General features: G+C 36.1%; 22 protein-coding genes. 12 read left to right on the top strand and 10 right to left on the bottom strand.

The annotated features are described in order from the left end of the window. Positions 1–95, bottom strand: a 95-nt coding sequence (locus H6F45_RS23615) for a helix-turn-helix domain-containing protein (RefSeq protein WP_162501908.1), incomplete at its 3' end; no start/stop codon positions are given. A 139-nt stretch (positions 96–234) separates the two neighbouring features. On the opposite strand from H6F45_RS23615, the gene H6F45_RS23610 reads away from it, so the two are divergent. From H6F45_RS23610 to H6F45_RS23600, 3 genes are all read left to right on the top strand, one after another. Then, positions 235–1,239, top strand: a complete 1,005-nt coding sequence (locus H6F45_RS23610) for a glycerophosphodiester phosphodiesterase (protein WP_190348540.1) — start codon at positions 235–237, stop codon at positions 1,237–1,239. Between the two features lie 61 nt (positions 1,240–1,300). Beyond that, complete coding sequence (gene chrA / locus H6F45_RS23605) at positions 1,301–2,482, top strand: chromate efflux transporter (RefSeq protein ID WP_190348539.1); 1,182 nt, start codon at positions 1,301–1,303, stop codon at positions 2,480–2,482. 59 nt (positions 2,483–2,541) lie between these two features. Beyond that, positions 2,542–3,282, top strand: a complete 741-nt coding sequence (locus tag H6F45_RS23600) for a class I SAM-dependent methyltransferase (RefSeq protein WP_096564884.1) — start codon at positions 2,542–2,544, stop codon at positions 3,280–3,282. A 106-nt stretch (positions 3,283–3,388) separates the two neighbouring features. On the opposite strand, the gene H6F45_RS23595 is transcribed toward H6F45_RS23600, so the two are convergent. Beyond that, positions 3,389–4,807 carry an MFS transporter gene (locus H6F45_RS23595; RefSeq protein ID WP_190348538.1) on the bottom strand — a complete coding sequence of 473 codons (1,419 nt, stop codon included), beginning with the start codon at positions 4,805–4,807 and terminating at the stop codon, positions 3,389–3,391. A 73-nt stretch (positions 4,808–4,880) separates the two neighbouring features. Here H6F45_RS23595 and H6F45_RS23590 point away from each other — a divergent pair, with 73 nt between their 5' ends. Next, on the top strand, positions 4,881–5,399 hold the full coding sequence (locus H6F45_RS23590) for a phosphoribosyltransferase (protein WP_137667028.1): 519 nt from the start codon (positions 4,881–4,883) through the stop codon (positions 5,397–5,399). A gap of 2 nt (positions 5,400–5,401) precedes the next feature. On the opposite strand, the gene H6F45_RS23585 is transcribed toward H6F45_RS23590, so the two are convergent. The 4 genes from H6F45_RS23585 to H6F45_RS23570 all read right to left on the bottom strand — a co-directional run bounded on the left by H6F45_RS23585 (position 5,402) and on the right by H6F45_RS23570 (position 12,763). Beyond that, on the bottom strand, positions 5,402–8,143 hold the full coding sequence (locus H6F45_RS23585) for a DEAD/DEAH box helicase family protein (protein ID WP_190348537.1): 2,742 nt from the start codon (positions 8,141–8,143) through the stop codon (positions 5,402–5,404). Positions 8,144–8,157: 14 nt separating this feature from the next. Continuing rightward, positions 8,158–9,819, bottom strand: a complete 1,662-nt coding sequence (locus H6F45_RS23580; RefSeq protein WP_190348536.1) for a site-specific DNA-methyltransferase — start codon at positions 9,817–9,819, stop codon at positions 8,158–8,160. Positions 9,820–10,027: 208 nt separating this feature from the next. Further along, on the bottom strand, positions 10,028–11,698 hold the full coding sequence (locus H6F45_RS23575) for an AIPR family protein (RefSeq protein WP_190348535.1): 1,671 nt from the start codon (positions 11,696–11,698) through the stop codon (positions 10,028–10,030). Positions 11,699–11,845: 147 nt separating this feature from the next. After that, the gene (locus tag H6F45_RS23570) at positions 11,846–12,763 is read right to left on the bottom strand and encodes an AEC family transporter (RefSeq protein WP_190348534.1); all 918 of its coding nucleotides are present in this window, start codon (positions 12,761–12,763) and stop codon (positions 11,846–11,848) included. Between the two features lie 320 nt (positions 12,764–13,083). Between H6F45_RS23570 and H6F45_RS23565 the strand changes: the two genes are divergently transcribed. The 4 genes from H6F45_RS23565 (at position 13,084) to H6F45_RS23550 (ending at position 17,542) form a co-directional block, all read left to right on the top strand. Next, positions 13,084–13,878: a M15 family metallopeptidase gene (locus H6F45_RS23565; protein WP_190348533.1), complete on the top strand. Its 795-nt coding sequence runs from the start codon at positions 13,084–13,086 to the stop codon at positions 13,876–13,878. 224 nt (positions 13,879–14,102) lie between these two features. After that, positions 14,103–14,537 (top strand): DUF29 domain-containing protein, encoded by a 435-nt coding sequence (locus H6F45_RS23560; protein ID WP_137667023.1) that lies wholly within the window; start codon positions 14,103–14,105, stop codon positions 14,535–14,537. 99 nt (positions 14,538–14,636) lie between these two features. Continuing rightward, the gene (locus tag H6F45_RS23555) at positions 14,637–15,389 is read left to right on the top strand and encodes an S-layer homology domain-containing protein (protein WP_199301900.1); all 753 of its coding nucleotides are present in this window, start codon (positions 14,637–14,639) and stop codon (positions 15,387–15,389) included. Between the two features lie 224 nt (positions 15,390–15,613). Further along, positions 15,614–17,542 (top strand): WG repeat-containing protein, encoded by a 1,929-nt coding sequence (locus tag H6F45_RS23550; RefSeq protein WP_190348532.1) that lies wholly within the window; start codon positions 15,614–15,616, stop codon positions 17,540–17,542. Here H6F45_RS23550 and H6F45_RS23545 read toward each other — a convergent pair. Together H6F45_RS23545 and mrdA are read right to left on the bottom strand one after the other, a co-directional pair. Then, positions 17,488–17,790, bottom strand: coding sequence for a hypothetical protein (locus H6F45_RS23545; RefSeq protein ID WP_190348531.1), 303 nt, complete (start codon positions 17,788–17,790; stop codon positions 17,488–17,490). The two genes, H6F45_RS23550 and H6F45_RS23545, sit on opposite strands and share 55 nt — an antisense overlap. Before the next feature lie 52 nt (positions 17,791–17,842). After that, positions 17,843–19,654 carry a penicillin-binding protein 2 gene (gene mrdA, locus H6F45_RS23540; RefSeq protein WP_190348530.1) on the bottom strand — a complete coding sequence of 604 codons (1,812 nt, stop codon included), beginning with the start codon at positions 19,652–19,654 and terminating at the stop codon, positions 17,843–17,845. 385 nt (positions 19,655–20,039) lie between these two features. Between mrdA and H6F45_RS23535 the strand changes: the two genes are divergently transcribed. The 3 genes from H6F45_RS23535 (at position 20,040) to H6F45_RS23525 (ending at position 23,332) form a co-directional block, all read left to right on the top strand. Then, complete coding sequence (locus H6F45_RS23535) at positions 20,040–21,182, top strand: ABC transporter ATP-binding protein (RefSeq protein ID WP_190348529.1); 1,143 nt, start codon at positions 20,040–20,042, stop codon at positions 21,180–21,182. A 21-nt stretch (positions 21,183–21,203) separates the two neighbouring features. Beyond that, positions 21,204–22,295 carry an extracellular solute-binding protein gene (locus tag H6F45_RS23530; protein ID WP_190348541.1) on the top strand — a complete coding sequence of 364 codons (1,092 nt, stop codon included), beginning with the start codon at positions 21,204–21,206 and terminating at the stop codon, positions 22,293–22,295. A gap of 119 nt (positions 22,296–22,414) precedes the next feature. After that, complete coding sequence (locus tag H6F45_RS23525; RefSeq protein WP_137667018.1) at positions 22,415–23,332, top strand: ABC transporter permease; 918 nt, start codon at positions 22,415–22,417, stop codon at positions 23,330–23,332. Between the two features lie 83 nt (positions 23,333–23,415). Here H6F45_RS23525 and cobS read toward each other — a convergent pair whose 3' ends face one another. Next, positions 23,416–24,204, bottom strand: coding sequence for an adenosylcobinamide-GDP ribazoletransferase (gene cobS / locus H6F45_RS23520; protein WP_137667017.1), 789 nt, complete (start codon positions 24,202–24,204; stop codon positions 23,416–23,418). A 188-nt stretch (positions 24,205–24,392) separates the two neighbouring features. On the opposite strand from cobS, the gene H6F45_RS23515 reads away from it, so the two are divergent. Beyond that, a complete protein-coding gene (locus H6F45_RS23515; protein ID WP_096564911.1) occupies positions 24,393–24,845 on the top strand; it encodes a hypothetical protein in 453 nt (150 codons plus the stop codon). A gap of 74 nt (positions 24,846–24,919) precedes the next feature. On the opposite strand, the gene H6F45_RS23510 is transcribed toward H6F45_RS23515, so the two are convergent. Continuing rightward, a partial coding sequence (locus H6F45_RS23510) for an RNA-guided endonuclease TnpB family protein (RefSeq protein ID WP_190348528.1) occupies positions 24,920–25,479 on the bottom strand: 560 nt, incomplete at its 5' end.

Below are 25,479 nucleotides of genomic sequence, written 5' to 3'. Positions count from 1 at the left end.
TGATTCCAAGCGTGTCTGGCTACTCCTGCGTGTTGCGCCAGTAGTAGTCGTTGTTGCTTGTTAACTTTGAGTTGGGTTTTGAATCCTAGTAGCATACAGTGATTTTACTGTAATTCTGTCACAAAGCAAAAGATGACAGGAAATTTTCAGTAAATGTGAGTATTTGTTAGTATTGGTTAAGAAAACAGTAACTAGCTACTATCCCTATTCATTGAAAATAATAAACCCTATCTTATGGACAATTTTAGAGATTCCACATTCACAAATCAATTACCTATTATTATAGCTCATCGTGGTGCAAGTGGATACCGACCTGAACATACATTAGCAGCATATCAATTAGCAATTGAATTAGGTGCTGATTATATTGAACCAGATTTAGTGATTACCAAAGATGGGGTTTTAATTGCACGTCATGAAAATGAAATATCAGCAACTACAGATATTGCTGAACATCCTGAATTTGCTTATTTGCGAACTACAAAAATCATTGATGGGGAAATTATAACAGGTTGGTTTACCGAAGATTTTACCTTAGCAGAAATCAAAACATTAAGAGCGCAAGAACGCATTCCCCAACTACGTTCTTTTAACACAAAATACAATGGAATTTACACAATTCCCACCCTAGAAGAAATCATTGATTTAGCTGAAAAGAAAAGTATAGAAAAAAATCGCAAAATTGGGATTTACCCAGAAACAAAACATCCAACTTACTTTCAATCAATTGATCTAGAATTAGAAACACCCTTATTAACGGCTTTAGAAAAAACTCATGTACCAGTATTTATTCAATCATTTGAAGTTAGTAACTTAAAAGCATTAGCCAAAAAAACAAATCTACCTTTAGTACAATTAATCAACGACTCAGGTAAACCCTATGATTTTGTAATGAGTGATAATCCCCGCACCTATCAACATATAAGCAAACCAGCAGGATTAAAAAAAATCGCTGAATATGCACAAGCAATAGGAGTCAATAAAAACTTAATAATTCCCAGAGATAGTCAAGGGAAATTAATATCACCCACATCCTTAGTTAATCACGCCCATAAAGAAAATTTATTAGTTCATGCTTGGACATTCCGCAATGAAAATTACTTCTTACCTTTAGATTGTCAAGACAACCCTCAAGAGGAATATAAACTATTTTTTAATTTAGGGATAGATGGGGTATTTAGTGACTTTATAGATACTGCTGTAAATGCACGAGCAGCAATGTTTTCTGAATTTACTTAGTTTTTGCAAATGTTTTGACAAATTAAGTTAAAATACATATTTAGGACTTGCTATAAACAATATGAATCACTTACCATTAAATCGTTTATTGGAACTAGCAAAACTCTTTTTTAAACTAGGTGTGATTGGTTTTGGGGGTCCAGTTGCCCATATTGCTATGATAGAAGATGAAGTTGTCAAGCGTCGTCAGTGGTTGACACAGGATCATTTTTTAGATTTGTTGGGTGCAACTAACTTAATTCCTGGACCTAATTCTACAGAGATGGCCATTCACATTGGTTATATTTATGCTGGATGGTTAGGTTTAATTATTGCAGGTGTTTGTTTTATCTTGCCAGCAGTTTTAATCACTGGTTTCTTTGCTTGGGTTTATGTTAATTATGGCACTTTACCCGAATTTTCTCCTTTACTTTATGGAATAAAACCTGCTGTGTTAGCAATTATCTTTAATGCCCTTTGGAGATTAGGTAAAAAAGCCATAAAAACCAAAAAATTACTAATAATTGCTGTAGCAGTTGGTTTAATAAATTGGTTGGGTAATGTTAATGAGGTTATCGCTTTATTATTAGGTGGGATTTTGGGAATGATTTGGTTACAAAAGAGTGATCAAAATAGTAATCAAACTAATTTAATGATTACTGCTTTAACTCTTGGTACAACCTTGCCTACAATAACAATAACTCCTGTTGTACCTTTATGGAAATTAGGGTTCTTTTTCCTCAAAGTTGGTAGTGTGTTGTTTGGTGGTGGTTATTTACTAATAGCATTTTTGCAAGGAGGTTTAGTAGATGAATATCAATGGTTAACACAAAAACAATTATTAGATGCTGTTGCAATTGGTCAATTTACGCCTGGACCTGTGCTTTCTACTGCTACATTTATCGGATATATAATTTCCGGTTTACCTGGTGCAGTTGTGGCAACCGCAGGAATTTTTCTTCCTTCATTTTTATTTGTTGCTATTTTAAATCCTCTCATTCCTAAATTACGTACTTCATCTTGGACAAGGGCTTTTTTAGATGCGGTTAATCTTAGTGCTGTGGCTTTGATGGTGGTGACCACCTTACAATTAGGAATAACAACTTTAACTTTTGGAAAAGTGCCTTATGTGGATTTTTTAGGATTAATTATTTTCTTAATTTCTGCGGTTTTAGCTATTCGTTATCAAATTAATGCTACATGGTTGGTTTTAGGTGGTGGTTTAATTGGTTGGGGTGTTCAAATTTTAGGATATATCCAATAACAGATGGATAAATTTGCTTTAGTAATTTAACTATAAATATAGTTTTCAGTGATTGAAAAATGGCACAGTATTACGACAGCATAGCCCAAGAATATAAAAAATCTAAAGAGTTGCCGATTCGCCTACATATTGAAACATATACATATTTTAATATGCTTGGTGATTTAACAGGAAAATCAATTCTCGACTTAGCTTGTGGAGAAGGATGGTATAGTAGACAGTTTAAAGAAAAAGGTGCTTCTCTGGTGGTTGGGGTTGATATTTCTGAAAAAATGGTAGAACTAGCAAGAAAACAAGAAAGCAAACAAAAACTTGATATTCAATATATTGTTGCTGATGTGCTAGAACTAGGAAAAATTGGAGATTTTGATCTAGTTGTTGCTTCTTATTTACTGAATTATGCCCAAACTAAAACACAATTATTAAAAATGTCACAAACCATCTTTAATAATCTCAAAATAGGAGGGCGTTTTGTGACATTAAACAATAATAGTGAACAACCTCCAAGTTCTTATCTTAAAACTGAGAAATATGGATTTATTAAAACTATTTCCCAACCTCTGCAACCAGGAACAGCAATCAAGTATACATTTTTTGTAGATGGTCAGGAATTTAGTTTTGATAATTATTACCTCAGCAAAGATACACATCAAAAAGTATTTGCAGATGTTGGTTTTAAAAATGTTCGTTGGCAAAAACCATTAGTTTCTCCTGAAGGTATAGCAGAATTTGGGCAAGAATTTTGGCAGGATTTTTTAGAGTGTATCCCTTTAATTGGGATTGAGTGTTTTAAAGAGTAAACTTTTTTCATTCAGGAGTCAAAGGATCAAAAACTTCAAGAAGAAGGACAAAAATTGTCAGTTTCAATTTATATCCACGCATCAAACAGAAATTGGGAGAGAAAACCTAAAAATTCTTCTCCCTTCTCTCCTGTAACTTAAACATAATTTCTGCGTGCATTTCACGGGTAATAGGATAGAAAAAAGTCAAAATCAAACCCAAAATTAAACAGATTGTTGGTACTGGACCGACTATAATTCTAATAGCAGACAATGCGGAATCGGGTTGTATTGGTGTACTTTGTCCGGCTATAGTTTCCCGAAATCCAGAAGCTTGTAAAGCATTACCAACTATAAATAAACCAAATGCTAAACCAAACTTTTGTAATAACACCATAAAACCATAAAATACTCCTTCCCTTCTTTGTCCGGTTTGCAGTTCATCTAATTCTATAACATCGGGAATCATAGACCAAGGAATTAAATAAGCTGTGGAAACTCCACAACCAGCCATAACAGCCATAAAATACATTAAACCTATTTGATTTGCTTGCAGAAAAAATAATCCCGCAGCAGCAATAATCCATAAAGTCATACCCAAAAAATAAACGATTTTTTTACCAAATCTTTTACTTAAATAACTCCAAACAAATAACATTAATAAAGCAGTTCCTTGAACAGCAATTAATACTGTGGGAACTTGAGAATCTTTGAGTTTCATACAGTAGATGACAAAATAGGGAATGACTGTAGCGGTGATTTGTACACCTAACCAAGAAAAAAGATAAATGGCGATAACGAATAAAAAAGGTTTGTTACTGAAAGCAATAATGATTTGTTCTATAAAAGGAATTTCTGCTGGTTGTTCTAGTTGAATACGTTTAGCTTCAAAAGCAAGAATCCGCTTCCTTGTTCCATAGACGCACCAATATAAGGATAAAACCGAAATTACCGTACATATTGCTGCTAAAACTAAATATTTTAAATATTTTTGTTGAGGATCAGGAAACATTGCAAAAATAATTTGCGCGAAAATCAATGATAAAATACTGCCACCAATAGAAAAAGTGAAGCGAAAACTATTTAAACTGGTTCTTTCATCATAATCTTGACTTAGTTCCGGTGTCATTGCTGTATATGGCAAATTAACAATCGTAAAAAAAGCCTGAGACATAATCCCAATTGCTACGTAATACCAAAACAAAGGCCAAATATTACTACTTTGATTGGGAGTAAATTGTGGTACAATCCATTGTAGAAAAAAGAATAATCCAAAAGGAATTGCACCATAAAACATCCAAGGTAAACGACGACCCCAACGCCGAGATTGAGTCTTATCTGTTAATACCCCCACAATCGGATCATTGACAGCATCCCAAATTTTACCAATCATCAAAATGCTGCCCGCCAAACCAGGGGGAATACCAGCTACATTAGTAAAAAACAACAGTAAATAAAAGATCGCAATATTAGAAGTAATCGCCGGACCTAAATCTCCAGCACCATAAGCTAGTTTAGTCTTCAAATCTAATTTTTCATTGTTCATAATTACTTACACTCATATTAAGATAGTTGGGATTTGCTTGCAGTGCTAACTAAAAACTACTTCCCTAAGTCCTATGTCAGACCTTTACGTTTCCTGGTCAGATTATCACCATAAAATTGAACAATTAGCAGTTAAGATTTATCAATCAGGTTGGCAATTTAACCAAATAGTCTGTCTTGCTAGAGGAGGATTACGAGTAGGAGATATTCTCTCCCGAATCTATGATCTACCGTTAGCAATTTTATCTACATCATCTTACAACGGTGCGGGTAAACAGGAAAGGGGCGGTTTGATAGTTTCCCCTCATTTAACCATGACTACTGAGCGTTTAGGTTCGCGGATTCTTTTGGTAGATGATTTAGTAGATTCGGGTATCACTCTAAAAGAAACTATTCCTTGGTTAAAAGAATATAGCCAGGTTGCGATTGAAGAAATCCGTACTGCGGTAATTTGGTATAAAGATTGTTCTGTAATTGTTCCGGATTACTACGCTGATTATTTACCGGATAATCCTTGGATTCATCAACCTTTTGAAATCTATGAACATATAACCCCGGAGGAGTTGGCGGAAAAAGTAAGTCAGCTTTGTTGATACTATGACTTAATCGTAAAGCGATCGCCTAAACCTTTGAGTGTCATATTTTGGGCGATCGCATCATGGGGTATCAACACATAAACCCAAGGTTTACCATTATGTTTTAACATATAATCAGAAGCATATTTACACCATTGAACCGCTACATTTTTCTTAGCAACCACTTGAGGATCGTCTATTTCATCTCGGTTTTTGGGTTCAAGCATATAGATCATTTCTGTTGTTTCTGCCACAAAATCAGGTTGATATTCTAAATAATCTCCCTCCCATTTGTAATAAATCTGAAATTGTCCCCTTGCTGGTTTAAACCATTTGATTGCATCTCGTTCCAAAATTATAGATAATACCCTTTCTGCTTCTGATTGAAATTTTTGTTCTTGATAAAGGCATTTATCAAAACCTGTAAACAGATATTTGGACATCTTGCTTTTATCAGCAGGTGAGATTCTATAATCTAAATAATTTTTGGCATTTGTGGTATAAGCACTTTCTTTTAAAGTTGTAAAACCCTTACTGATTTTTACTTCATAATTAACATTATCTTCCCAGAAATGTTGTTGCATCTGGTTATGAACAAGATTAGCAATTTCAACTTGATGAAAATATAAAACTTTATGTGTATCTTCTTCTGTTAGGTAGGTGAGAAAATGCTCAACAACTTGACCTGCTAAATCATAAAGCAAATCAGCATTTTCATCATAACAGATATCATCAAAATTGACTAGATTTTCCACAATATAGTTTTCTAATCGAGATTCTGGAAAATTGTCTGTTTTGATTTCTAAAGATGTAGAATCATCCGTTGCTAAAGATTGAATATATAATTCTTTTTTGGAAGGAACAGGATAATTTAAACCTGTCACATCTAAAGCAAAAGACCTAAATCCTGATTTTACCTCTCCTTGAGGAACAATCAAAATTTTGGGAATATCAATAGTTTGCTGAATGACTAAATTAGTTGTTTTAGCCACAATAGATGCAATATCTGGTGGTGTAATTACACCTGCTATTTCTAATTGTTCTGGACGATATTCTTTAGCTACAGCTTCCCGCACCATTGATTGAACTTTTGGTGTTGCAAGATAGGATATTGTTGGTACTTTTTCCGGTTGATTTTCTAACTTTTGAATTTGTTGGTAAGTCAAATTAGCAATCTTTTGTTCTACGGGAGATGCAAATATAGAAGTTTGAATATTTTGGGTTTCTGTTTCTGTAACAGTTGTATTTTCTTCTGTATTTTGTTCTCTATTATCCTCAAAGTGATCTTCATTTTTTGGTTCTGTTGTAATTCCTAAAGTTTGGGCAAGTTTTGACTGTGAAATTACTGTTTTCTTTTTCTCTTCTAACTCTTCAGGTGTAAGAATAATTTGTTGTAATCTAATTTCTGATTCTGGACGTTTTGCTTCTTCTACAATTTCTTGAAATTTATCATGGGCAACAATATTTAAACGATCTACAATAGTGATACCTGTACGCTTTCCATAAGGTAAACGTAATCCTCTACCAATAGATTGTTTAATCAAAACTTCCGAATTTGCGGCTCTTAATGGGACAATTGTATAAAGGTTAGTCACATCCCAACCTTCCTTTAACATATTCACATGAATAACTATTTCCGTTGGTTCATCTGGATATTCTACTTTTAGCAATCTTTCCACCATTTCATCTTCTTGTGCGCCTGTTTTACTAGAATCAACTTGTATGACTTTATCCTGATAAAATCCTTCGGCAAATTCATCAGATTTAATCAATTCTAACAGTTGTGAAGCATGGTTAGTATCACGGGCAATTACCAGCATAAAAGGTTTAACAATTGGCTTTCCTGTGAGGATAGAATAAGCTTTTAATTCAGCTTTAATATTTTCATGTAAATAAATTCCATCTTCTAATTTGATTCTTTCAATTGCTGCTGATGATAAACTGGCAGGATTAAAATCTTTACGAGTCACAACCGCAGGATCTTTCACAAAATCATCTCTAATGGCTTTTCCTAAAGAATATTCATAGATAATATTTTGAAAATAAACTGTTTTTTTACTGGTTTCTACTGAAGGCGTAGCGGTGAGTTCTAAACCTATTAATGGTTTTAATTCATTAATTGCTCTAATTCCTGCTGATGCTCGATATCGGTGGGATTCATCCATTAAAATTACCAAGTCTTTTAACTGGGAAAGATAATCAAAATAGCTTTCACCAATATATTCAGATAATCTTTTGATTTTCGGACTTTTACCACCGCGCACTTCTGAGTTGATTTTTGAAATATTAAAAATATTGATTTTGCAGGGAATTTGTGGATCTAAAATTGTTCTTGCATTGGTTTCATAGTTATCACCTGTGATAATTACTGGTGACTGAATCGCAAATTCAGAAATCCCTGTAAATACATATTTTGGTGTATTGGGTGTAAAATCATTAATCAGTTTATTATAAATAGTCAGGTTGGGAGCTAAAACAAAGAAATTCTTTATATTATATGCTAGATTCAGATAACTAATAAAAGCACCCATTAATCGTGTTTTACCTACACCTGTTGCTAGTGCAAAACACAGTGAAGGAAATTCACGCTCAAAATTAGTAACTGTGGGGAATTGTTGATTAATTTTTGCTAAACTTGTTTCTAGATCAGATTGTTCATTGATAGGCAAAATTTCACAAACCCGATCTAAAATTTCTAATGATTGTCTTTGTGGAGGGCGCAGACTGAGACGATTAGCAATGTTATTAACGATGTTATTCATAGTATGTTATCCATCTAAAATAGTGATTGTTGTATATGCTGTTGTTGTGGTTTCTGTGGTGATGGTTTTTCAATTTCCGGGGGTGCTTTAGGCAGATTTTTGATATCAAGACTGTAATCATCATGTCCCCATTCACAACGGGAAAGTATTTGTTTAGGAATTTTTTTGATTGTCAGATTTGGGAATATATCAACTTTGCCACGAAAGGCACTACATAATATAAGTAGGGTGCGTTCTTGTCCTACTTCATCAGAGAGTTTAGATAATTGTTCATGGCTGAGATTTTGGGTAGTGACATAAATAAAATCTCGTTCTGTAGAATATCCATGTTGCCAATAAAATGTATCTGATGGTGCATAAGTGAAGCCTTCAAGTTTGCAGAGTGCTTCGGCTAACATGGCGGGGTTATATTCTTTATTAATCACCCAGTTACCCCATTTATCTTTTTCTAATAATGATGGTGCAAGGCGATAGTAACGAAAACCACCGCCACCTTTCCAGTTAAAAGTTTCGGTAATACCTCCTTTGTCTTCTCCATCAATCACTTTTTTGAGTCGGGGAATGATATGGGTATGACAATGTTCTCCTAGTTCAATCATGATCCAGCGTCTTCCCATTTTGTGCGCTACTGCGCCTGTTGTTCCTGAACCTGCAAAGGAATCTAATACTAAATCACCAGGATTTGTTGCAATTTCTAAAACTCGCTGTATTAATCCTTCTGGTTTGGGAGTAATAAAATCATCTGCAAGAGAAGAACTACCTAATACAGCACGAACTTCTTTTCTAGCAGCATCAGTATGACTTGCATATTCGTGCAGCCAAAGTGTTTGCGGTACAGTTCCCTGATTTTTGAGCAAATGTTTATATCTTTTGTAAGCTGGTGTACTTGATAAACCATCTTTTCCCCAATAAACAAGGTTATCTCTAATATTTTGTTCATGTGTTTCTTTTGAATAACGCCAAACGGAAGTTTTCTTAGGATATATTTCTTCCCCAGTATTTGGTTGAATTATTGGATAATAAAGATTTGGTCTTTCTTCAGAGCTTTTATTACAAGTATAATCTGATAAACGAAAAACTCCTTGTTCATCTGTATATCTGTATTGGCGATCTTTTTCTTCGGTTCTTTTTAAAAGATTGCGTTGCCAAGACTCGCTCTTTCTATAAACCAGTATATGATCGTGCATTGGTGCAATAGTCTTGTGATCATTAGCAACTGCATATTTCTTTTGCCAAACAACATTAGCCACAAAATTTGCACGTCCAAAAATTTCATCACACATTACTTTTAAATAATGTGCTTCATTATCATCAATGGTAATCCACAAAGAACCATCTTCTGATAACAAATTACGAATAATTTCTAACCTATCTCTCATTAAAGAAAGCCAGATAGAATGCTCAACGCCATCATCATAATGTTCAAAAGCCGAACCTGTATTATAGGGAGGATCAATAAAAATACATTTAACTTTTCCTGTAAATTCCTGTTCTAAAGCCTTGAGAGCTAATAAGTTATCCCCAAAAATTAAGCAATTATCAAAAATATCATTTTCACTGACTCGATGGGCAGCATGATAAGATTTTTCAGCCTCTTCTAATAAAATTCGCGGTTCTAATTTGGGGCGAATTTCTTTACCTATCCATGTTAATTCTAGTCTCTGTTTTTTAGTCATAATTAGGGTTTGCTTTTATGGCAAATTAAATTTTAAAATTTGATTTTATATTTTAATATTATAACCCATTGGTTAATTTTTGTCATTAATTTGCTCACAATTAAATCAAAATTTATATAGTTAAATTTGAGTAAACTTTTGTAGGTTGGGTTGAACGAAGTGAAACCCAACATTAGGAGGAGATTGTCCGGTGTTGTGTTGGGTTTTCTCAACCCAACCTACAGTCTAATTCTTGCATTACTTTACTCGTTAATTGTTGAACATCGGTTAAACTCCTAAAAATAGCAAGATAGCCTTTTTCATCACTAGCAAACTGAGATTCAGCGAGAGTATAAATTAACTCTGCAAGTTCTATACCAACATTGGAAAGCTCAGTCATATCATCTTGAGATAAATTAACCTCTGGTTTATTGATTAAAGGTTTATAACGTCTTGATAAAACATTCAATATAAATAATCTACCATGTTGATAGAAATTTTTTCTTCTAGTTTCTGTTTCTGCTTTGCGAGAATTTTCAAAAATCTGATCAAGATATTCAAATATACGCACATAACGACAAAGTGTAATTCCTGAAAGTTCATTACTAAAAAGTGTAGAATAATGATCCTTATACAAAAGATTTAAATTTTTCTTAGCTGCAACAATTATTTCAGCATTACCACTAAAACAAGCAAGAGCAATTGCAGCTTGTTCAATGGTGATAGCATCTTGATTATCTGCTGATGGACGATATTGATAAACAATATTTGATACCATACATTCTTGCCGCAACCGTTCTTGATTTGGATCTAATGCTGCAAAATAAATATCACGGACTGTATTTTGTGTATTTCTCGCTTTGGTAATTTCTATACCTATTGTATCTGATTGTGTGCCTACTTCAATGATAGTAACTAATAATTTTGCATTGGGAGATATTGCACCATTGGCATTAAATACAGATGCGATAGATCCCACTGTTTGCGCTCCATTGACTACAGAAAAACCCTCTAAAGTAAATTTAGTTGATTCCTGTTTATGTCCAGGTGGTAAAATAACTTTTGTACAAGTAATAGTTAATCCATTATTTAGATAAAAAAGTTCTGATGGTTGTTCTTTGACAGTTTCAGCAATCGCTAAGTTAACATCTTGTGTACCCAGGTAATAACGAATATTTTTCTCAAATAATAATTTATGATGCTGGTTGTATAAATCTGCCAGTTCAGCAGCATTGACTAATCCATAAAAGGCTTTTCTTGGCTGTTCTAAACAATGCCAGTTTTCTAAGGTCAATTTAACTTCAATAGGTGCATTTTCTTGTTTTGTTGTCAACCATCCATAAATCTTTTCTATATTCAAATCTTGCCATTGAAAACGCGCATCAAATTTATTGAGTTCATCTTGCAGTTGATTGAGATCATTAACTACATGAGTTCCCAAACTACTATCTAAATATATATTACAACCAACTATTTTCACTCCATTTCTGTCTAAGGCATCTTCAACATCATGCTGTAAGCGTGAAAAACTGGAATTAAATTTTTGAAACCGTTTATGGACAAGATCCCTAATTCCATCACAAAATTTTTTATTATCTCCCATGTTGGGAGCATTTCCCGCCTTAGCTTGTATTAACCAAAGTCGGTTATTAGTTCGATCAAAATAAACCGCATCAATACCATTATCATTTTCGCCATTGATAATTGAGTTAGCAGCTTGAGGAGGAGTAATATTAGCAAGATTAGCGATCGCAAATGCAGCTAAAGAACGACTCAAACGATTTTCTTCATGTTGTTTTGCTGTCCAATTTCTATTAATTTGAGGAATAATAGGAAAATAATCCTGCTTTAGCACTTCAATAATTTGAGTTTTTTGGGCTTTACTATTCGGCTTAGACATTTTTCGACATTGAGCGATCGCTAGTAGGGGAGTTTTTAATACATCATCCCAGAATAGGGTACAGATGGTATACCTACCTTCAAAACAACCACAACCAAATCGGCAAAGACATCATCCCAGAATAGGGTACAGATGGTATACCTACCTTCAAAACAACCACAACCAAATCGGCAAAGTAACCAACAATACCATAACCCCCACTGCTAAAGTAGTCACAGCCAAATCACGATCTAAATCAAAGGTTTCCGCTAATACCACAGTAGCAAAAGCCGGAGGCATGGCCATTTGCAAAACTACTACCTGTGCTGCTTCTCCAGTCACACCAAAAAACCGTAAACTACTACCTAAAACCAAAGGCACTAATAACATTTTGATAACAATACTAATTGCTGCTGGTTTGAGTTTGTACAAAGAACCCAGATGCGCCAATCTCATACCAATTAAAATCAAGGATAATGCTAAAGCAACCCAAGCTAATGTATTCAAGCTAAATTCTATCAGTGGCGGAATACTAACTTGGCGAAATAATAACCCAAAACCAAAACTCCACAGGGCAGGATTGATTAATATGGCTTTAGCCATTTGTTGATGATTTTGGGCGGTGTTGCTAAAACGGGCTGCTAGTAATACACCTAAACCATAAGCACCGAATAAAGTCCCTAATAAATCGTAAAATAAAGCCCAGGCGAAGTATTCTTTGCCGACCATTGCTAAAGTGATAGGAAAGCCCAGATAACCAGTGTTACCTACCATTGAAGCTAAAATTAAACTACCTTGGGTTGAGGGTTGGGGGTGAGAATTTGTCAAATAGGCTTGACCTTTGATCACCAACCACGCTAAAAATGCTCCTAGTAAAATAGCTAAATAGGCGATCGCCGGAGCAATCCAAATCTGTCCTGATAGATCGGTTTGTCTTAAAAAAGCAACAATGCTGATCGGTACTCCTACCCAAAACAAAAATTGACCCAAACGAGTAGGAAATATGGCAGGTAATTTGCGTCCCAGGATAACTCCTACCAGGACTAATCCTACCAATTTGACGTATAGTTCTAAAAGATTTATCAAGATTTTGCTGAAAAATAGATATGTAAAATAATACCTATTACGTTGATTTTTTTAGTGAGACTTTGTGATTAAATGTCAGCATTCAGCTAACAGTAGTCAGCAGTCAGCTTTTTCCAGGGTACTTCCAAACTCACATTTGATAATCTACTGATTGATCAAACATTCCCATCTGTACTTCCTGACTCATGACTCCTGAATTGTTACGTTTAAATGTTATACCTTATTTACCAATCTAAAATATAAAATATAAAATCTAAAATCTAAAATCCAAAATCTAAAATCTAAAATCCAAAATCTTATTATTAAACAGGAGTGGACTCTTGAAAAACGCTGGATTTGCAGGAAAACCCCAAAACTCATCACCATCACCAGGTGACGATATTCCAGCAGCTTTGCGCGATACTCCTGATAGTGAATCTCAGATGCGCGTACAACCGCTGGTTTTAATGATTGGGGGAATAGTCGGATTTATGGTGATGGCTGTAGGTAGTGGTTTTTTATTTTTTATTACAGCACCTAAAAATAATGCTGATTCTCAATCAACACCTGTTGTTTCTACACCTACACCAATCAAAACTCCAGCAGTTAACAATGATGTAGTGTTGGGACATTTGGCTTATCCTGAAGCACCAGAGTCAGAATTGTTACCAATTACAGCCGATGGACGGATTAGATTGCGACAAGCAGCCGCCCAAAGATTTCAAGCTATGGCACAAGCAGCACGTAGCGCAGGTGTAATTTTAGTACCTATTTCTGGTTTTCGTTCCGTGAAAGAACAGGAACAATTATTTTTTACTATTGGCGCTCAACGAAATCAAACTCCTGCGGAAAGAGCAGCATTGAGCGCCCCTCCTGGTCATAGTGAACATCATACAGGCTATGCAGTAGATATAGGAGATGGAGCAGTACCAGCAACAAATTTACAAACTAATTTTGAGAATACCAAAGCTTATCAATGGCTACAAGCTAACGCTGCTCGTTTTGGTTTTGAATTGTCCTTTCCTCAAGATAATTCTCAAGGTGTGAGTTACGAACCTTGGCACTGGCGTTTTGTAGGCGATCGCCATAGTTTAGAAACTTTCTACAAAGCCAGAAATGTCAAACCAGTACAGTAGGCAGAAGGCAGAATATGTATCAAGTCAAAATTCAAAATTCAAAATTCAAAATTCAAAATTAATAACTTTCTTTACCAATCACCAATCACCAATCTATTGCTATAAATAATATGTGAGTAAGGATTCAGGGAACAGGGAACAGGGAAAAAACATTTTTCTTTTGCCTCCTGACTCCTGACTCCTGACTCCTGACTGATGTGATGGTTATTGCTAGGTTTTTATTTATGAATAATCCACTTTATGAACAGGATTTTGTTCTCTGGACAGAACAACAAGCAAAAACTATTGAAAATAAAGCCTTAGATGCCATTGACTGGGTGCATATTCAAGAGGAGATATCGGCCTTGGGGCGTAGTGAAAAACAAGCATTACAAAATCGTTTAGAAGTTTTACTAGAACATTTATTAAAACGGTGTTATGTAAATAGTGTTTATGATAATCGTGGTTGGGAATTAACCATTAAGGAACAGAGAAAGCAAATTCGACGTTTAGTAAAAGTCTCACCCAGTTTAAAAAACTATTTTACAGAAATTTTCCCAGAAACATGGGAAGATGCTTTATCAGATGTTCAAGATATCTATCCCAGTATTGTTTTTCCTGAAAACTGTCCTTTTCCCGAAGATATAGATAGTTTATTAACTCATTCTTTTTGGGAATAACTAAAAAATTCCCAATTCCCAATTCCCAATTCCCAATTCCCAATTCCCAATTCCCAATTCCCAATTCCCAATTCCCAATTCCCAATTCCCAATTCTCTCATGTTCACAGATATAGAAAACCACTGGGCAAAAGCATCTATTGTCATTGCTGCGGCCAAAAATATTCTCAAAGGTTATCCAGATGGAACATTTCGCCCCGATGCACCTGTTACCCGTGCGGAATTTGCAGCCATTGTGTATACAGGTTTACCCAAAAATTCCTCTTCTCGCCCAGCAATTCAATTTACAGATGTACCTGCTAATCATTGGGCAGTAAATGCGATCGCCTCAGCATATCAAACAGGTTATCTCTCAGGATATCCCAATCGTACCTTTAAACCTAATCAAGCAATTCCCCGTGTACAAGCATTAACAGCTTTAGTTTCTGGGTTAGGTTATCAAGTCACAGGAGATGCGATCGCCACCTTAAAAAAATATTACAATGATTTTGGGCAAATTCCCAGTTATGCCATGAATGCGATCGCTGCTGCCACACAAAAACGCATCGTTGTTAACTACCCAGACATCCAACGTTTACAACCCAACATCAACGCCACCAGAAGCGAAATAGCAGCCTTTATTTGTCAAGTCTTAGAAATTTCTACTGTACCTTACAAATATATTCCCGGTTTAGAATTATTTGTGATTCCACCACAATTTGATAATGCTGATCCTTTTGTGGCAGAATTGGTAAGAGTACAGAAAGATAATCAATGGGGTTATATTGACAAAAGCGGAAAATTTATCATTCCTCCAACCTTAAAAGAAGCAAACACTTTTTCCGAAGGATTAGCATTATTTAGGAATCAGTAATTAGCTTTCAGCTTTCAGCTTTCATGTTGAAAATTATTGTTAGATGTTGAACATTTAACTTGCATACTATCTCAAATTAAAACTCTTGTGGGGTGGGCATCCTGCCCGCCCTGTTTATGCAAATTAAAGGTTTATCAACTTAGTAAATATATCTTGGAAAATCCAAAATCTCAAATTTTCCTCTCCTAACTCCTGACTCCTTATTTACAACCTAAAATTGAACTATGGAAATTCGCGGTATTTGGATCACGGTTACAGACAGTAATGTGTTAGACAAAAGAGAAAATATCCAAAAAGCAATGGAATTTCTCGCCAAAACAGGATTTAACGTTGTTTTTCCTGTTGTTTGGAATAACGGTTTAACCATCTATCGTAGTCAAGTAATGAAAAAACTAATAAACATAGAAATCAACCCTCGCTTTGACGGTGAAGATAAAAACCGTGAAGATAAAAAGCGAGATCCTTTACAAGAAATAATTGAAGAAGCCAAAAAAGTTGACATCGCGGTTATTCCTTGGTTTGAATACGGTTTTATGAGTTCTCATGTAGCCAAGAGATCCAAATTTAACATTATTGCAAACGAAAAAGATTGGGTTGCTCGTGATATATTTAACAACGAGCTAATTAAAAATGAATTTTGCTGGTTAAATTCCCTAGATATTCAAGTTCAAGAATTTATATTAAGTTTATTTTTAGAAGTTATCAAAAAATATGATATTGCTGGGATTCAAGGAGATGATCACTTTATTGCTTTACCCAGTGAAGGAGGTTATGATGCTAAAACTCTTGCACGTTATCAGCAAGAATTTCAGGGTCAGGGTCAACCCCCAAATACCTCTAAAGATCCTGATTGGTTAAAATGGAGAGCAGATATTTTATCACATTTTTTCAATCGTTTTCACAGAGAAATAATTAAAGTCAATCCCGATTTAATCATTTCCATGTCTCCTAGTGTTTTTCGTTGGGGTTATGAAAACTATTTGCAAGATTCACTCACCTGGGTTAACTGGCGATTAGTAGATTTAATACATCCCCAAGTTTATAGAGAAGATATTAAAGCTTATCAATCGGAAATTACCCGAATTGCTCAATCACAATTTACCAAAGAACAACTATCACAACTAATTCCAGGTATTACTATTTATAGAAAAAACCCATATTATATGATTAAACCAGAAGAATTAATTACTGCCATAGAAACTAACCGAAAACTCGGTATTCAAGGGGAAATTTTATTTTTCTATGAAGGTTTAACGCAAAATGATGAGCTTTTAGCCAAAACACTGCAATCTACTGTTTATTCTCAAGCACCAGGAAAATTTGATATCAAAGAAATTAAAAATAAAAATAGCGTTTTTACCCAACAAAGACTAAATCCCTATAATTACGTCAATCTATCTACTAATAAAGAAATTGAACCAGATCCCCAGTTTTCATTAAATTTATTTGATAGAATTGAGGCTTTTTCTCAAGGTATAGCCGCAGTTAGAATTGGTGAAAAATGGGGTTATATTGATAAACAAGGTAAGCTAATAGGGCGCATTGAATATGATAGTGCTGCACCATTTTCCGAAGGATCAGCAGTAGTGAAACTTAAAGATAAATACGGTTTTATTGATATGAATGGCAACCGTATTACAGATATCAAATTTGATGATGCAGTATCTTTTGCTGAAAACATGGCAGCCGTAAAAATAGGTAATGGTTGGGGATATGTAGCCAAAACAATTGATGGAAAAGGACAATTTACAATTCCTGCAAAATTTGTAGAAGCCAAATCATTTTCTCACAATCTAGCAGCAGTCAAAATACCAGAAACGAATAAATGGGGATATATTGATAATAGTAATAGAACTATCATTCCCTTTAATTTCGATGATGCCGATAGTTTTGCAAATGGTGTAGCCGCAGTGAAAGTTGGTAATCAATGGGGATATATTAATCAAACTGGTTACTTTGTGATCCAGCCACAATTTGAAGAAGTGGGTATTTTTGCAGAAGAATTAGCACCTGCAAAAATTAACGGCAAATGGGGATATATTAATAAATTGGCTGAGTTTAAAATTTACCCAGAATTTGATTTTGCAAAACCTTTTTCTCAGGGTTTAGCATTAGTGAATGTGGGTGGTAAATGGGGATATATTAGTAGGTGACTGGGGACTGGGGACTGGGGACTGGTGACTGGGGACTGGGGACTGGGGACTGGGGACTGGGGACTGGGGACTGGGGACTGGTGACTGGGGACTGGGGACTGGGGACTGGTGACTGGTGACTGGGGACTGGTGACTGGTGACTGGGGACTGGTGACTGGGGACTGGGGACTGGTGACTGGGGACTGGTGACTGGGGACTGGGGACTGGGGACTGGGGACTGGGTAATCAATTTTATGTTTTCTAATCAACTATTCCCAATTACCAATTACCAATTCCCAATTCCCAATTACCAATTCCCAATTATCTATCACCTTTTTTATACTTTCCTGGATACTTGCGGGCAAAATAATCCTCCATGATTTCCAGAATCATGGGTGCGGCCACACTACCACCACCACCACCAGAATGTTCACCAAAAGCCACAACCAAGATTTCTGGTTGATCAGCAGGTGCATAAGCACCAAACCAAGCATGATTTTGTTTGATGCCACGACGATTCCAAGCTTCTGCTGTACCGCTTTTACCAGCTACTGGGGGAATATTTGGTTGATTCAAAACTTTACCCGTACCCTCAGATACCACTTTTCGCAATCCCTCACGGAGAACTTTAATAGTTACTGGTTTCATATTTAAAGATGAACGCCATTTTTTAGCATCCCCATCGTCTTTAAGCAGATGTGGCTGGACTCGATAACCACCATTAGCCGGTACAGCAAACATTACAGCCACTTGTAGAGGCGTGCTTAATAAAGCACCTTGGCCAATGGTCATATTAATAGTATCGCCTATAGTCCAAGGCATTTTCCAGGCTTTGCGCTTCCAGTTATCATCAGGAACTAAACCTCTAGATTCTTCTGTAACAAAATCAAAACCAGTTTTTTCACCAAAGCCATATTTACGAGTCCATTCAATCAAAGTCGGACCACCTATACCTTTACCAATTTGATAAAAGAAAGTATCACTACTCCATTGCATTGCGCCTACAAAACCTAATGGACCAAATCCCGCATGATTCCACTCTCCAAATCTTGTGCCACCGATCACCAAATAAGGATAGGTTGGTAGAATCACATTAGGAGAAAATTTCCCTGATTCTATCGCTGCTGTGTTGGTAACAATTTTAAAGGTACTAGCCGGGGGAAAAGCACTTAAAGCCCGATTAACTAGAGGATATCCTTCACCTTGCACACTTTCCCAATCTTTTTGAGAGAGTTTTTGTTTAGAAAAAATATTCGGGTCAAAGGTTGGATGGGATACCATCGCTAAAACTTCACCATTGTTAGGGTTAAGTGCTACGATTGCCCCATTACGTCTACCTAAAGCTTTTTCCGCTGCTTTTTGGATATTTAAATCTATAGATAAGTGTAAATCATTACCAGCTTTTGCCTGTTTTTCTCCCAACACTCGCAACGGTCTACCAGCACCATCTACTTCTACTTGCTGGCCTCCCCATTCACCTCTGAGGGTTTTTTCATAGGCTTTTTCGACACCCATTTGGCCAATGACATCACCGAGACGATAGCCTTCTGATTTGCGTTTTTTTAGCTGTTCTGCTGTGAGTTCGCGGGTATAACCGAGTATATGGGCTAATTGTCTACCATCAGGATAATAACGTACAGCTTCAGTATTGATTTCTACATTTGGTAATTCGTTTTCATATTCCTTTAAGGCTGTGACTTGGGCTTCATTTAAGTCACGAGCAATGCGAATCAGAGAAGAAGAATTAGCTCCAGCTTTTTCTAGTTTCTGTTCCATTTCCTCTTGCGGAATATCGAGGATTTGGGACAGACGCGGACCGACAATTGACCACGATGGCTTAGTATGTGCCATTGGCCACAGGTGAACAGAGTGAGGATAACGAGTAGTAGCTAACAGTTTGCCATTACGGTCAAAAATGTTGCCTCTTTCCGGTTGTTTGGGAATCATGCGAATCCGGTTAGACTCTGCCCTTTGCCGGAGTTTTGGACCTTCAATGATTTGTAAATAAGCTAAACGAGCGCCTATCCCCGATATCATCAGCAAAATGAATAGTATTAAAAATAGTGACTGGGAACCACGCCCAACTGTGCGGGTATTTTTTTGATAACTCAGTAGTGGTGGTAATATAGCCATAAGATTAATAAAGAAGTATGAAATTTATATTATCTGTAAACAATGCTTTTAGTCGCTATCCGGCATCGAGTTCAAAACAATGGCAAGTATTGGGTTTATATTTTTAATAAGTATATAGTGTTCCGATTTGATTTATAAATTTTCCGTGGAGGCAGGGAATAGGGAATAGGGAATAGGGAATAGGGTTTTAGATGATTTGGGTGTACGGAGTTTTTTCAAAAATCAAATAGGAGTCCTATATTTTTAATAAGTATATTTTTAATAAGTATATTTTTAATAAGGGTGTTGTTGCCAGATACAATAAGCAAAAGTCTGATTTGTAGTCTATTTCATAGCCTACATAGCTAACCAGGTTTCACAAAATCAAGGCATTCTACTGAAGACTATGGCTCAAACTGTGATGCAAACTCAGAGGGGTGTAACTAATTTTCAGCCACTGGATGTTGAACTGCGGAACGTCTTCAAGTTTTTCAACCAAGAACCAGCAGTACATGGTGTGGACTTAGATGTGAGACAGGGAGAGTTCTTTAGTATTTTAGGACCCTCTGGTTGTGGTAAGACAACCATCTTACGGTTAATTGCTGGCTTTGAAAGAGTGGACGCAGGCAAGTTATTGATTCAAGGCAAGTCCATGACTCATGTACCTCCTTACCAAAGACCTGTGAATACTGTATTTCAAAGCTATGCTCTGTTTAATCACTTGAATGTGTGGGAAAACATTGCTTTTGGACTGCGGTTAAAAAAATTATCTCCATCAGAAATTAATAGCAGAGTCACGGAAGCTTTAAAGCTGGTGAAAATGGAAGGTTTGCGATCGCGCTTTCCTTCTCAGCTTTCTGGTGGTCAACAACAACGAGTTGCTTTAGCTAGAGCTTTGGTTAACCGTCCCGCTGTCTTACTCTTAGATGAACCCCTGGGAGCTTTAGATTTAAAACTGCGGAAGGAAATGCAGGTTGAGTTATGCAACATCCATAAAGAGTTAGGATTAACTTTTATTATGGTAACTCACGATCAGGAGGAAGCACTCAGTTTATCTGATCGGATCGCGGTGATGAATCAGGGCAAAATTGAACAAGTTGGTACTCCTCGCGCCATTTACGAACGTCCCGAAACAGCTTTTGTTGCAGATTTTATTGGTGACACCAATTTATTTAGCGGCGAAATTACTGCCATTGATGCCGAGTATGTTAAGGTTTTGACTAAAACCGGATTTTCTATTGTTGCTGCTCGTACAAAAGATACACACTGGGAATTATTACAGGCGGTAGTTTTAAGTGTGCGTCCTGAAAAAATTCAGATTTCTCTTTATCATCCCAATCTACCCACAAATTGCTTTGAAGGTCGGTTAGTTAATATCATGTATTTGGGTACTCATGTTAATTATGTCGTGGAATTAGCTAATGGCATCAATGTTAATGTTTTACAACCTAATACCTTTGGTAGTTTACCAGATCGGAATACACCTATTTACATTTGGTGGGCAGAAACTGACTGTTTAGCTATTAGTCAAACATCAAAGGTGAATTAAGAGTAAACCATGATGATGAAAATAACCAGGAGAAGGGAATTTATTAAAACAATGGCGTTGCTTTCTAGCTTGTCTTTAAGTAGTTGTGGCTGGAGATTAGCTAATGTCAGCGCCAATAATTATACTGGTTCAGTTTCTGGGAAAAGTGATGAATTGTATTTATATACATGGAGTCAATATACTGATCAAGAATTACTATCTACTTTCACTACCCAAACCGGCATCAAGGTTTTGGCAGATGTGTTTGATTCTAACGATGTGATGCTGGCTAAACTCCAAGCTGGAGGAGGTGCTAGTTATAGCGTTATCTATCCATCTGATTATATGGTACAGAAGATGGTAGAAAAAAATTTGTTAGCAGAAATTAATCACGCACTTTTAATAGGGTTAGAAAATTTATTTCCTCAATTTCAGAATCCTACTTATGACCCTAACAACCGTTATAGTTTACCTTTTAATTGGGGAACAACGGGATTTATCTATAACTCGGAAAAGCTAAAAACTCTCCCTGAAGATTGGGAATATCTTTGGCAAAATCAAGAGCAACTTTATAAACGGATGACTTTACTAAATGATGTCCGGGAGGTGATGGGAGCAACATTAAAAATGCTCGGTTATTCTTATAATTCCCAAAATGCCACAGAAATTAAAGCAGCTTATGAAAAATTGCGGTCTTTAAAACCAGCGATCGCCGCTTTTGATACTGATGCTTGGCAAAACCAAATATTGGCAGGAGATTTATTATTAGCTATGTGTTATTCTGCCGATGGCGTGAAGATATCCAAGGAAAATCCTAAACTTAAATATGTAATTCCTCGCAGTGGTTCTTCTCTCTGGACAGATACTATTGTTATTCCCAAAACAGCGCCTAATATTCCTGGTACTTATAGTTGGATTAACTTCCTTCTGCAACCTGATGTAGCTGCCGAAATCAGCAAAAGATTGAAAATTGCTACTCCTAATCGCGCAGGTTTTGAACAATTACCACAAGAAATTCAAAATAATACTAGCTTATTTCCTCCAGAATCAATTTTAAATAAATGTGAACGCCTCACTCCTGTAGGTGATTTTGAAGCAGTTTATGAGCGATATTGGACTCAATTACTAGCATAACATACCTAAAATAATGGCTGTTAACTGATTTTTTGCAATTACCAATTACCAATTACCAGCCCAAACAGATAATATAGAAAGAAGATAGAAAATTTAAGATCGCAAATTGGTATCAGGCTGTGTCTATTCAACTTCCTAAATCTCCCGTAGCATCCCCTAGCAATATTGCTAAAAAACCACCACAATTATATCGTCATTTTGTCCAATGGTTGCCTCCTTTATCCTTACTTGCACCATCAGGGATTTGGTTATTACTGTTGTTATTGCTGCCAACATTGATAATTTTGCAATTGAGTTTAGTTAAGGATATCAGACCAGGTGATCTTGTCAATCCTAATGGATTGGATAACTATCTTCGTATTTTAGAACCGCTGTATTTACGAGTTATCTTCAATTCCCTGTTTTTGGCAATTAATACGACAATTATTTGTTTAATTGTGGGTTTTCCAGTAGCTTATTGGATTGCCCAAATGTCACCAAAACGGTGGCGAACTTTATTATTATTAGGCTTTGTTTTGCCTTTATGGACTTCTTCTTTACTACGTTCTTATGCTTGGATTACTATTCTCCGTCCTACTGGATTATTAAATAGTTTACTTACCAGTATAGGTTTACCAGCTTTGGAATTGTTGAACCGAACTCCAGCAGTTTTAATTGGCATGAGTTACAGTTTATTACCCTATATGGTTTTAGTATTGTATGCTTCTTTAGAAAAATTAGATCGACGTTTATTAGAAGCTGCTGCTGATTTGGGTGCAAACCCAGTACAAACTTTTTTGAAAGTGACAGTACCCCAAGTTTTTCCCGGTATTGCTGCTGGTTCTTTGTTGGTATTTATTACAGCATTGGGAGATTTTATTGATCCAGAATTATTGGGTGGTGCTTCCAGTATGACTGCTGCAAGGTTGGTTTATAATCAGTTTCTCGGTGCTACTCAAAATTGGGGTTTTGGTTCAGCTTTGAGTATGACTTTGATTTTGGTGGTGAGTATTGCCTTAGCGGTAGCTTACCGTTCGCGCAGCGTGCCGAAGGCATAGGTATCGCCCTGGTGATTAAATTTGGTATTTAGTTTCAATCACAAAAATATAGTCAAATATAGTCAAACATAGTCAATTACCAATTACCCATTACCCAAAGTCATTACACATAAAAACAAAGCCTCAGTCCATTCAACCACAGCACCGTAAGTATCTCCAGTGTGTCCACCCAGCTTATAGTTAAACCAACCAGGGACTAAAAGAGCGATCGCACTACCCCCCAACACCATAAATACAGATAACAATAGATTTTGGGAATTAACAACCCAAACTAAAATACTCAAACCCAACAATAAAAACCAACTCGGTAAAATATCTGCATAAGAACGAATTGCCTGTTTATGAAATGCACCTTTACCAGTAGGTTTCAGATAGGGATATCGCAAAATCGCTACTTGTTGTCCCCAACGTCCCCAACCACAGGCCGCCATTAAGATTAAATAACGGTTTTCCGAAATATCCATTAAAGCTGCGGTTTTCAACAACAAAATAGCGATCGCTACCATTGCCCCAAAAGCACCAGTAGCACTATCAGCCATTACCTGTAACCTCTTTTCAGGATCACCTACTGCTAAACCATCAGCAGTATCCATTGCACCATCTAAATGTAAACCACCCGTAATTGCGATCCAGGTGACAACCACCAAAGCAGTCCGAGTTAATACGGGGATATGTAAGTAATTAAAAATGAAATCTAATAAACCTAAGATTCCCCCGATCATCAAACCCACAACCGGAGCAAAAACAGCAACATTGCCAAAATCCAAGCCTGAGATGTAGGGTAAAGGAATAGATGTGTAAAATATAATAGAGGCTATTACCTGTAATAATTTATCTTGACAAACTTGCCATAGTTGAAAAATATATACCATAGCGAAAACTCAACTTCAGAGGAGAATAGAAACTGACTGTAAAAAGTTAGAGGAAATTGAGTAGTTTCCATAGACGATCGCTATGTAAAGTTGATATTTTGTAAATATAGGGTTTTGTCCAGTGAAAAAGCTAGGCATTGACTTTTCATCTGTGTTGTCACTCACCTTCCCTCAATCGCTAATACTCTATGAGTTATCATCTACCCAATATCAAAATACCAGCCCCGTGTATTGTCAACACCGGCGTAATTGTAAATAAACTCGACATCCGCAGACTCTTAACAGATTTAGGTCGAGTTCACTACATCTACAGCCAAGAGAACAAGCTACTGAGCGAAGGTGATGGGGATGTGATGGAAGTATTTGCCCATCCGCAAAGGTCTACAATAGTTGCTAACAACGCTCTGTATCTGAATATAGATAGTTTTGACTATCTAGAACTACAACAATCACCTGAACAAGAAACATACTTTGATTTATTCCAAGAAGAGTTTTGTTTGCGTCTGATTCCACTCTCTACACCTTTACAAGAAAGATGCGATCGCCAATTTAACGCCGGTGCAATAGAAGCAATGATGGATCAGGTGTTATCCGCTCGATGGGATGCGGAAATTGATGACGATTGCTCTGATTGTTTCTAACTCCGAAATATAATATACCCACTAGGACTGTAATACATAGCAGGGTCTCACCGATACAAAAAAGCTAACTAATGCTAACAAAAGTTGGCTTTTTCTTCCTGTTTCACCCTAGCAGTGTCGGCACTATCTAGTCCACAGGCTAACACGATCAATCTGACCGCTTCTTGTTTTAAATTAATCGCAGCGTTTAAATCTCTGTCAATCTCAAAGCCACAGTTATCACATTTAAACACTCTTTGAGATAATGACAGTGATGATTTCTTTTCTCCACAAGTTGAGCAAGTCTTGCTACTCGGATAATATCTATCCACAATTACTAACTTACTACCATACAGTTGTGTTTTATATTCTAGCTGCCTTCTGAATTGATAAAAGCCCATATCAGCAATAGCTTTTGATAATTTCCCATTTGCTAACATCCCAGATACATTCAAATCTTCTATCCCTATCACCGCGTGGTTTTTGCTGATACAAGTGGTGATTTTGTGTAATGTATCTTTTCTGATATTGGCTATTTTTTGGTGTAATCTTGCTATTTTGATTTGTGCTTTTCTATAGTTATTTGAACCTACTTTTTTATGACGGTTCAAATATTGCATTCTTGCTAACTTTTTCTCATACTTTTTATAACTTT

The organism is Sphaerospermopsis sp. FACHB-1194 (genome assembly GCF_014696235.1).
GTDB classification, from domain to species: Bacteria; Cyanobacteriota; Cyanobacteriia; order Cyanobacteriales; family Nostocaceae; genus Sphaerospermopsis; species Sphaerospermopsis kisseleviana.
This window is presented reverse-complemented; position numbering and strand designations above follow the sequence as displayed.

What these genes read in the sequence shown, in the direction of transcription:
- H6F45_RS23610 (WP_190348540.1), top strand. Translation starts at nt 235, where the DNA reads ATGGACAATTTTAGAGATTCCACATTCACAAATCAATTACCTATTATT.
- chrA (WP_190348539.1), top strand. Translation starts at nt 1,301, where the DNA reads ATGAATCACTTACCATTAAATCGTTTATTGGAACTAGCAAAACTCTTT.
- H6F45_RS23600 (WP_096564884.1), top strand. Translation starts at nt 2,542, where the DNA reads ATGGCACAGTATTACGACAGCATAGCCCAAGAATATAAAAAATCTAAA.
- H6F45_RS23595 (WP_190348538.1), bottom strand. Translation starts at nt 4,807, where the DNA reads ATGAACAATGAAAAATTAGATTTGAAGACTAAACTAGCTTATGGTGCT.
- H6F45_RS23590 (WP_137667028.1), top strand. Translation starts at nt 4,881, where the DNA reads ATGTCAGACCTTTACGTTTCCTGGTCAGATTATCACCATAAAATTGAA.
- H6F45_RS23585 (WP_190348537.1), bottom strand. Translation starts at nt 8,143, where the DNA reads ATGAATAACATCGTTAATAACATTGCTAATCGTCTCAGTCTGCGCCCT.
- H6F45_RS23580 (WP_190348536.1), bottom strand. Translation starts at nt 9,819, where the DNA reads ATGACTAAAAAACAGAGACTAGAATTAACATGGATAGGTAAAGAAATT.
- H6F45_RS23575 (WP_190348535.1), bottom strand. Translation starts at nt 11,698, where the DNA reads ATGTCTAAGCCGAATAGTAAAGCCCAAAAAACTCAAATTATTGAAGTG.
- H6F45_RS23560 (WP_137667023.1), top strand. Translation starts at nt 14,103, where the DNA reads ATGAATAATCCACTTTATGAACAGGATTTTGTTCTCTGGACAGAACAA.
- H6F45_RS23555 (WP_199301900.1), top strand. Translation starts at nt 14,637, where the DNA reads ATGTTCACAGATATAGAAAACCACTGGGCAAAAGCATCTATTGTCATT.
- H6F45_RS23550 (WP_190348532.1), top strand. Translation starts at nt 15,614, where the DNA reads ATGGAAATTCGCGGTATTTGGATCACGGTTACAGACAGTAATGTGTTA.
- mrdA (WP_190348530.1), bottom strand. Translation starts at nt 19,654, where the DNA reads ATGGCTATATTACCACCACTACTGAGTTATCAAAAAAATACCCGCACA.
- H6F45_RS23535 (WP_190348529.1), top strand. Translation starts at nt 20,040, where the DNA reads ATGGCTCAAACTGTGATGCAAACTCAGAGGGGTGTAACTAATTTTCAG.
- cobS (WP_137667017.1), bottom strand. Translation starts at nt 24,204, where the DNA reads ATGGTATATATTTTTCAACTATGGCAAGTTTGTCAAGATAAATTATTA.
- H6F45_RS23515 (WP_096564911.1), top strand. Translation starts at nt 24,393, where the DNA reads ATGAGTTATCATCTACCCAATATCAAAATACCAGCCCCGTGTATTGTC.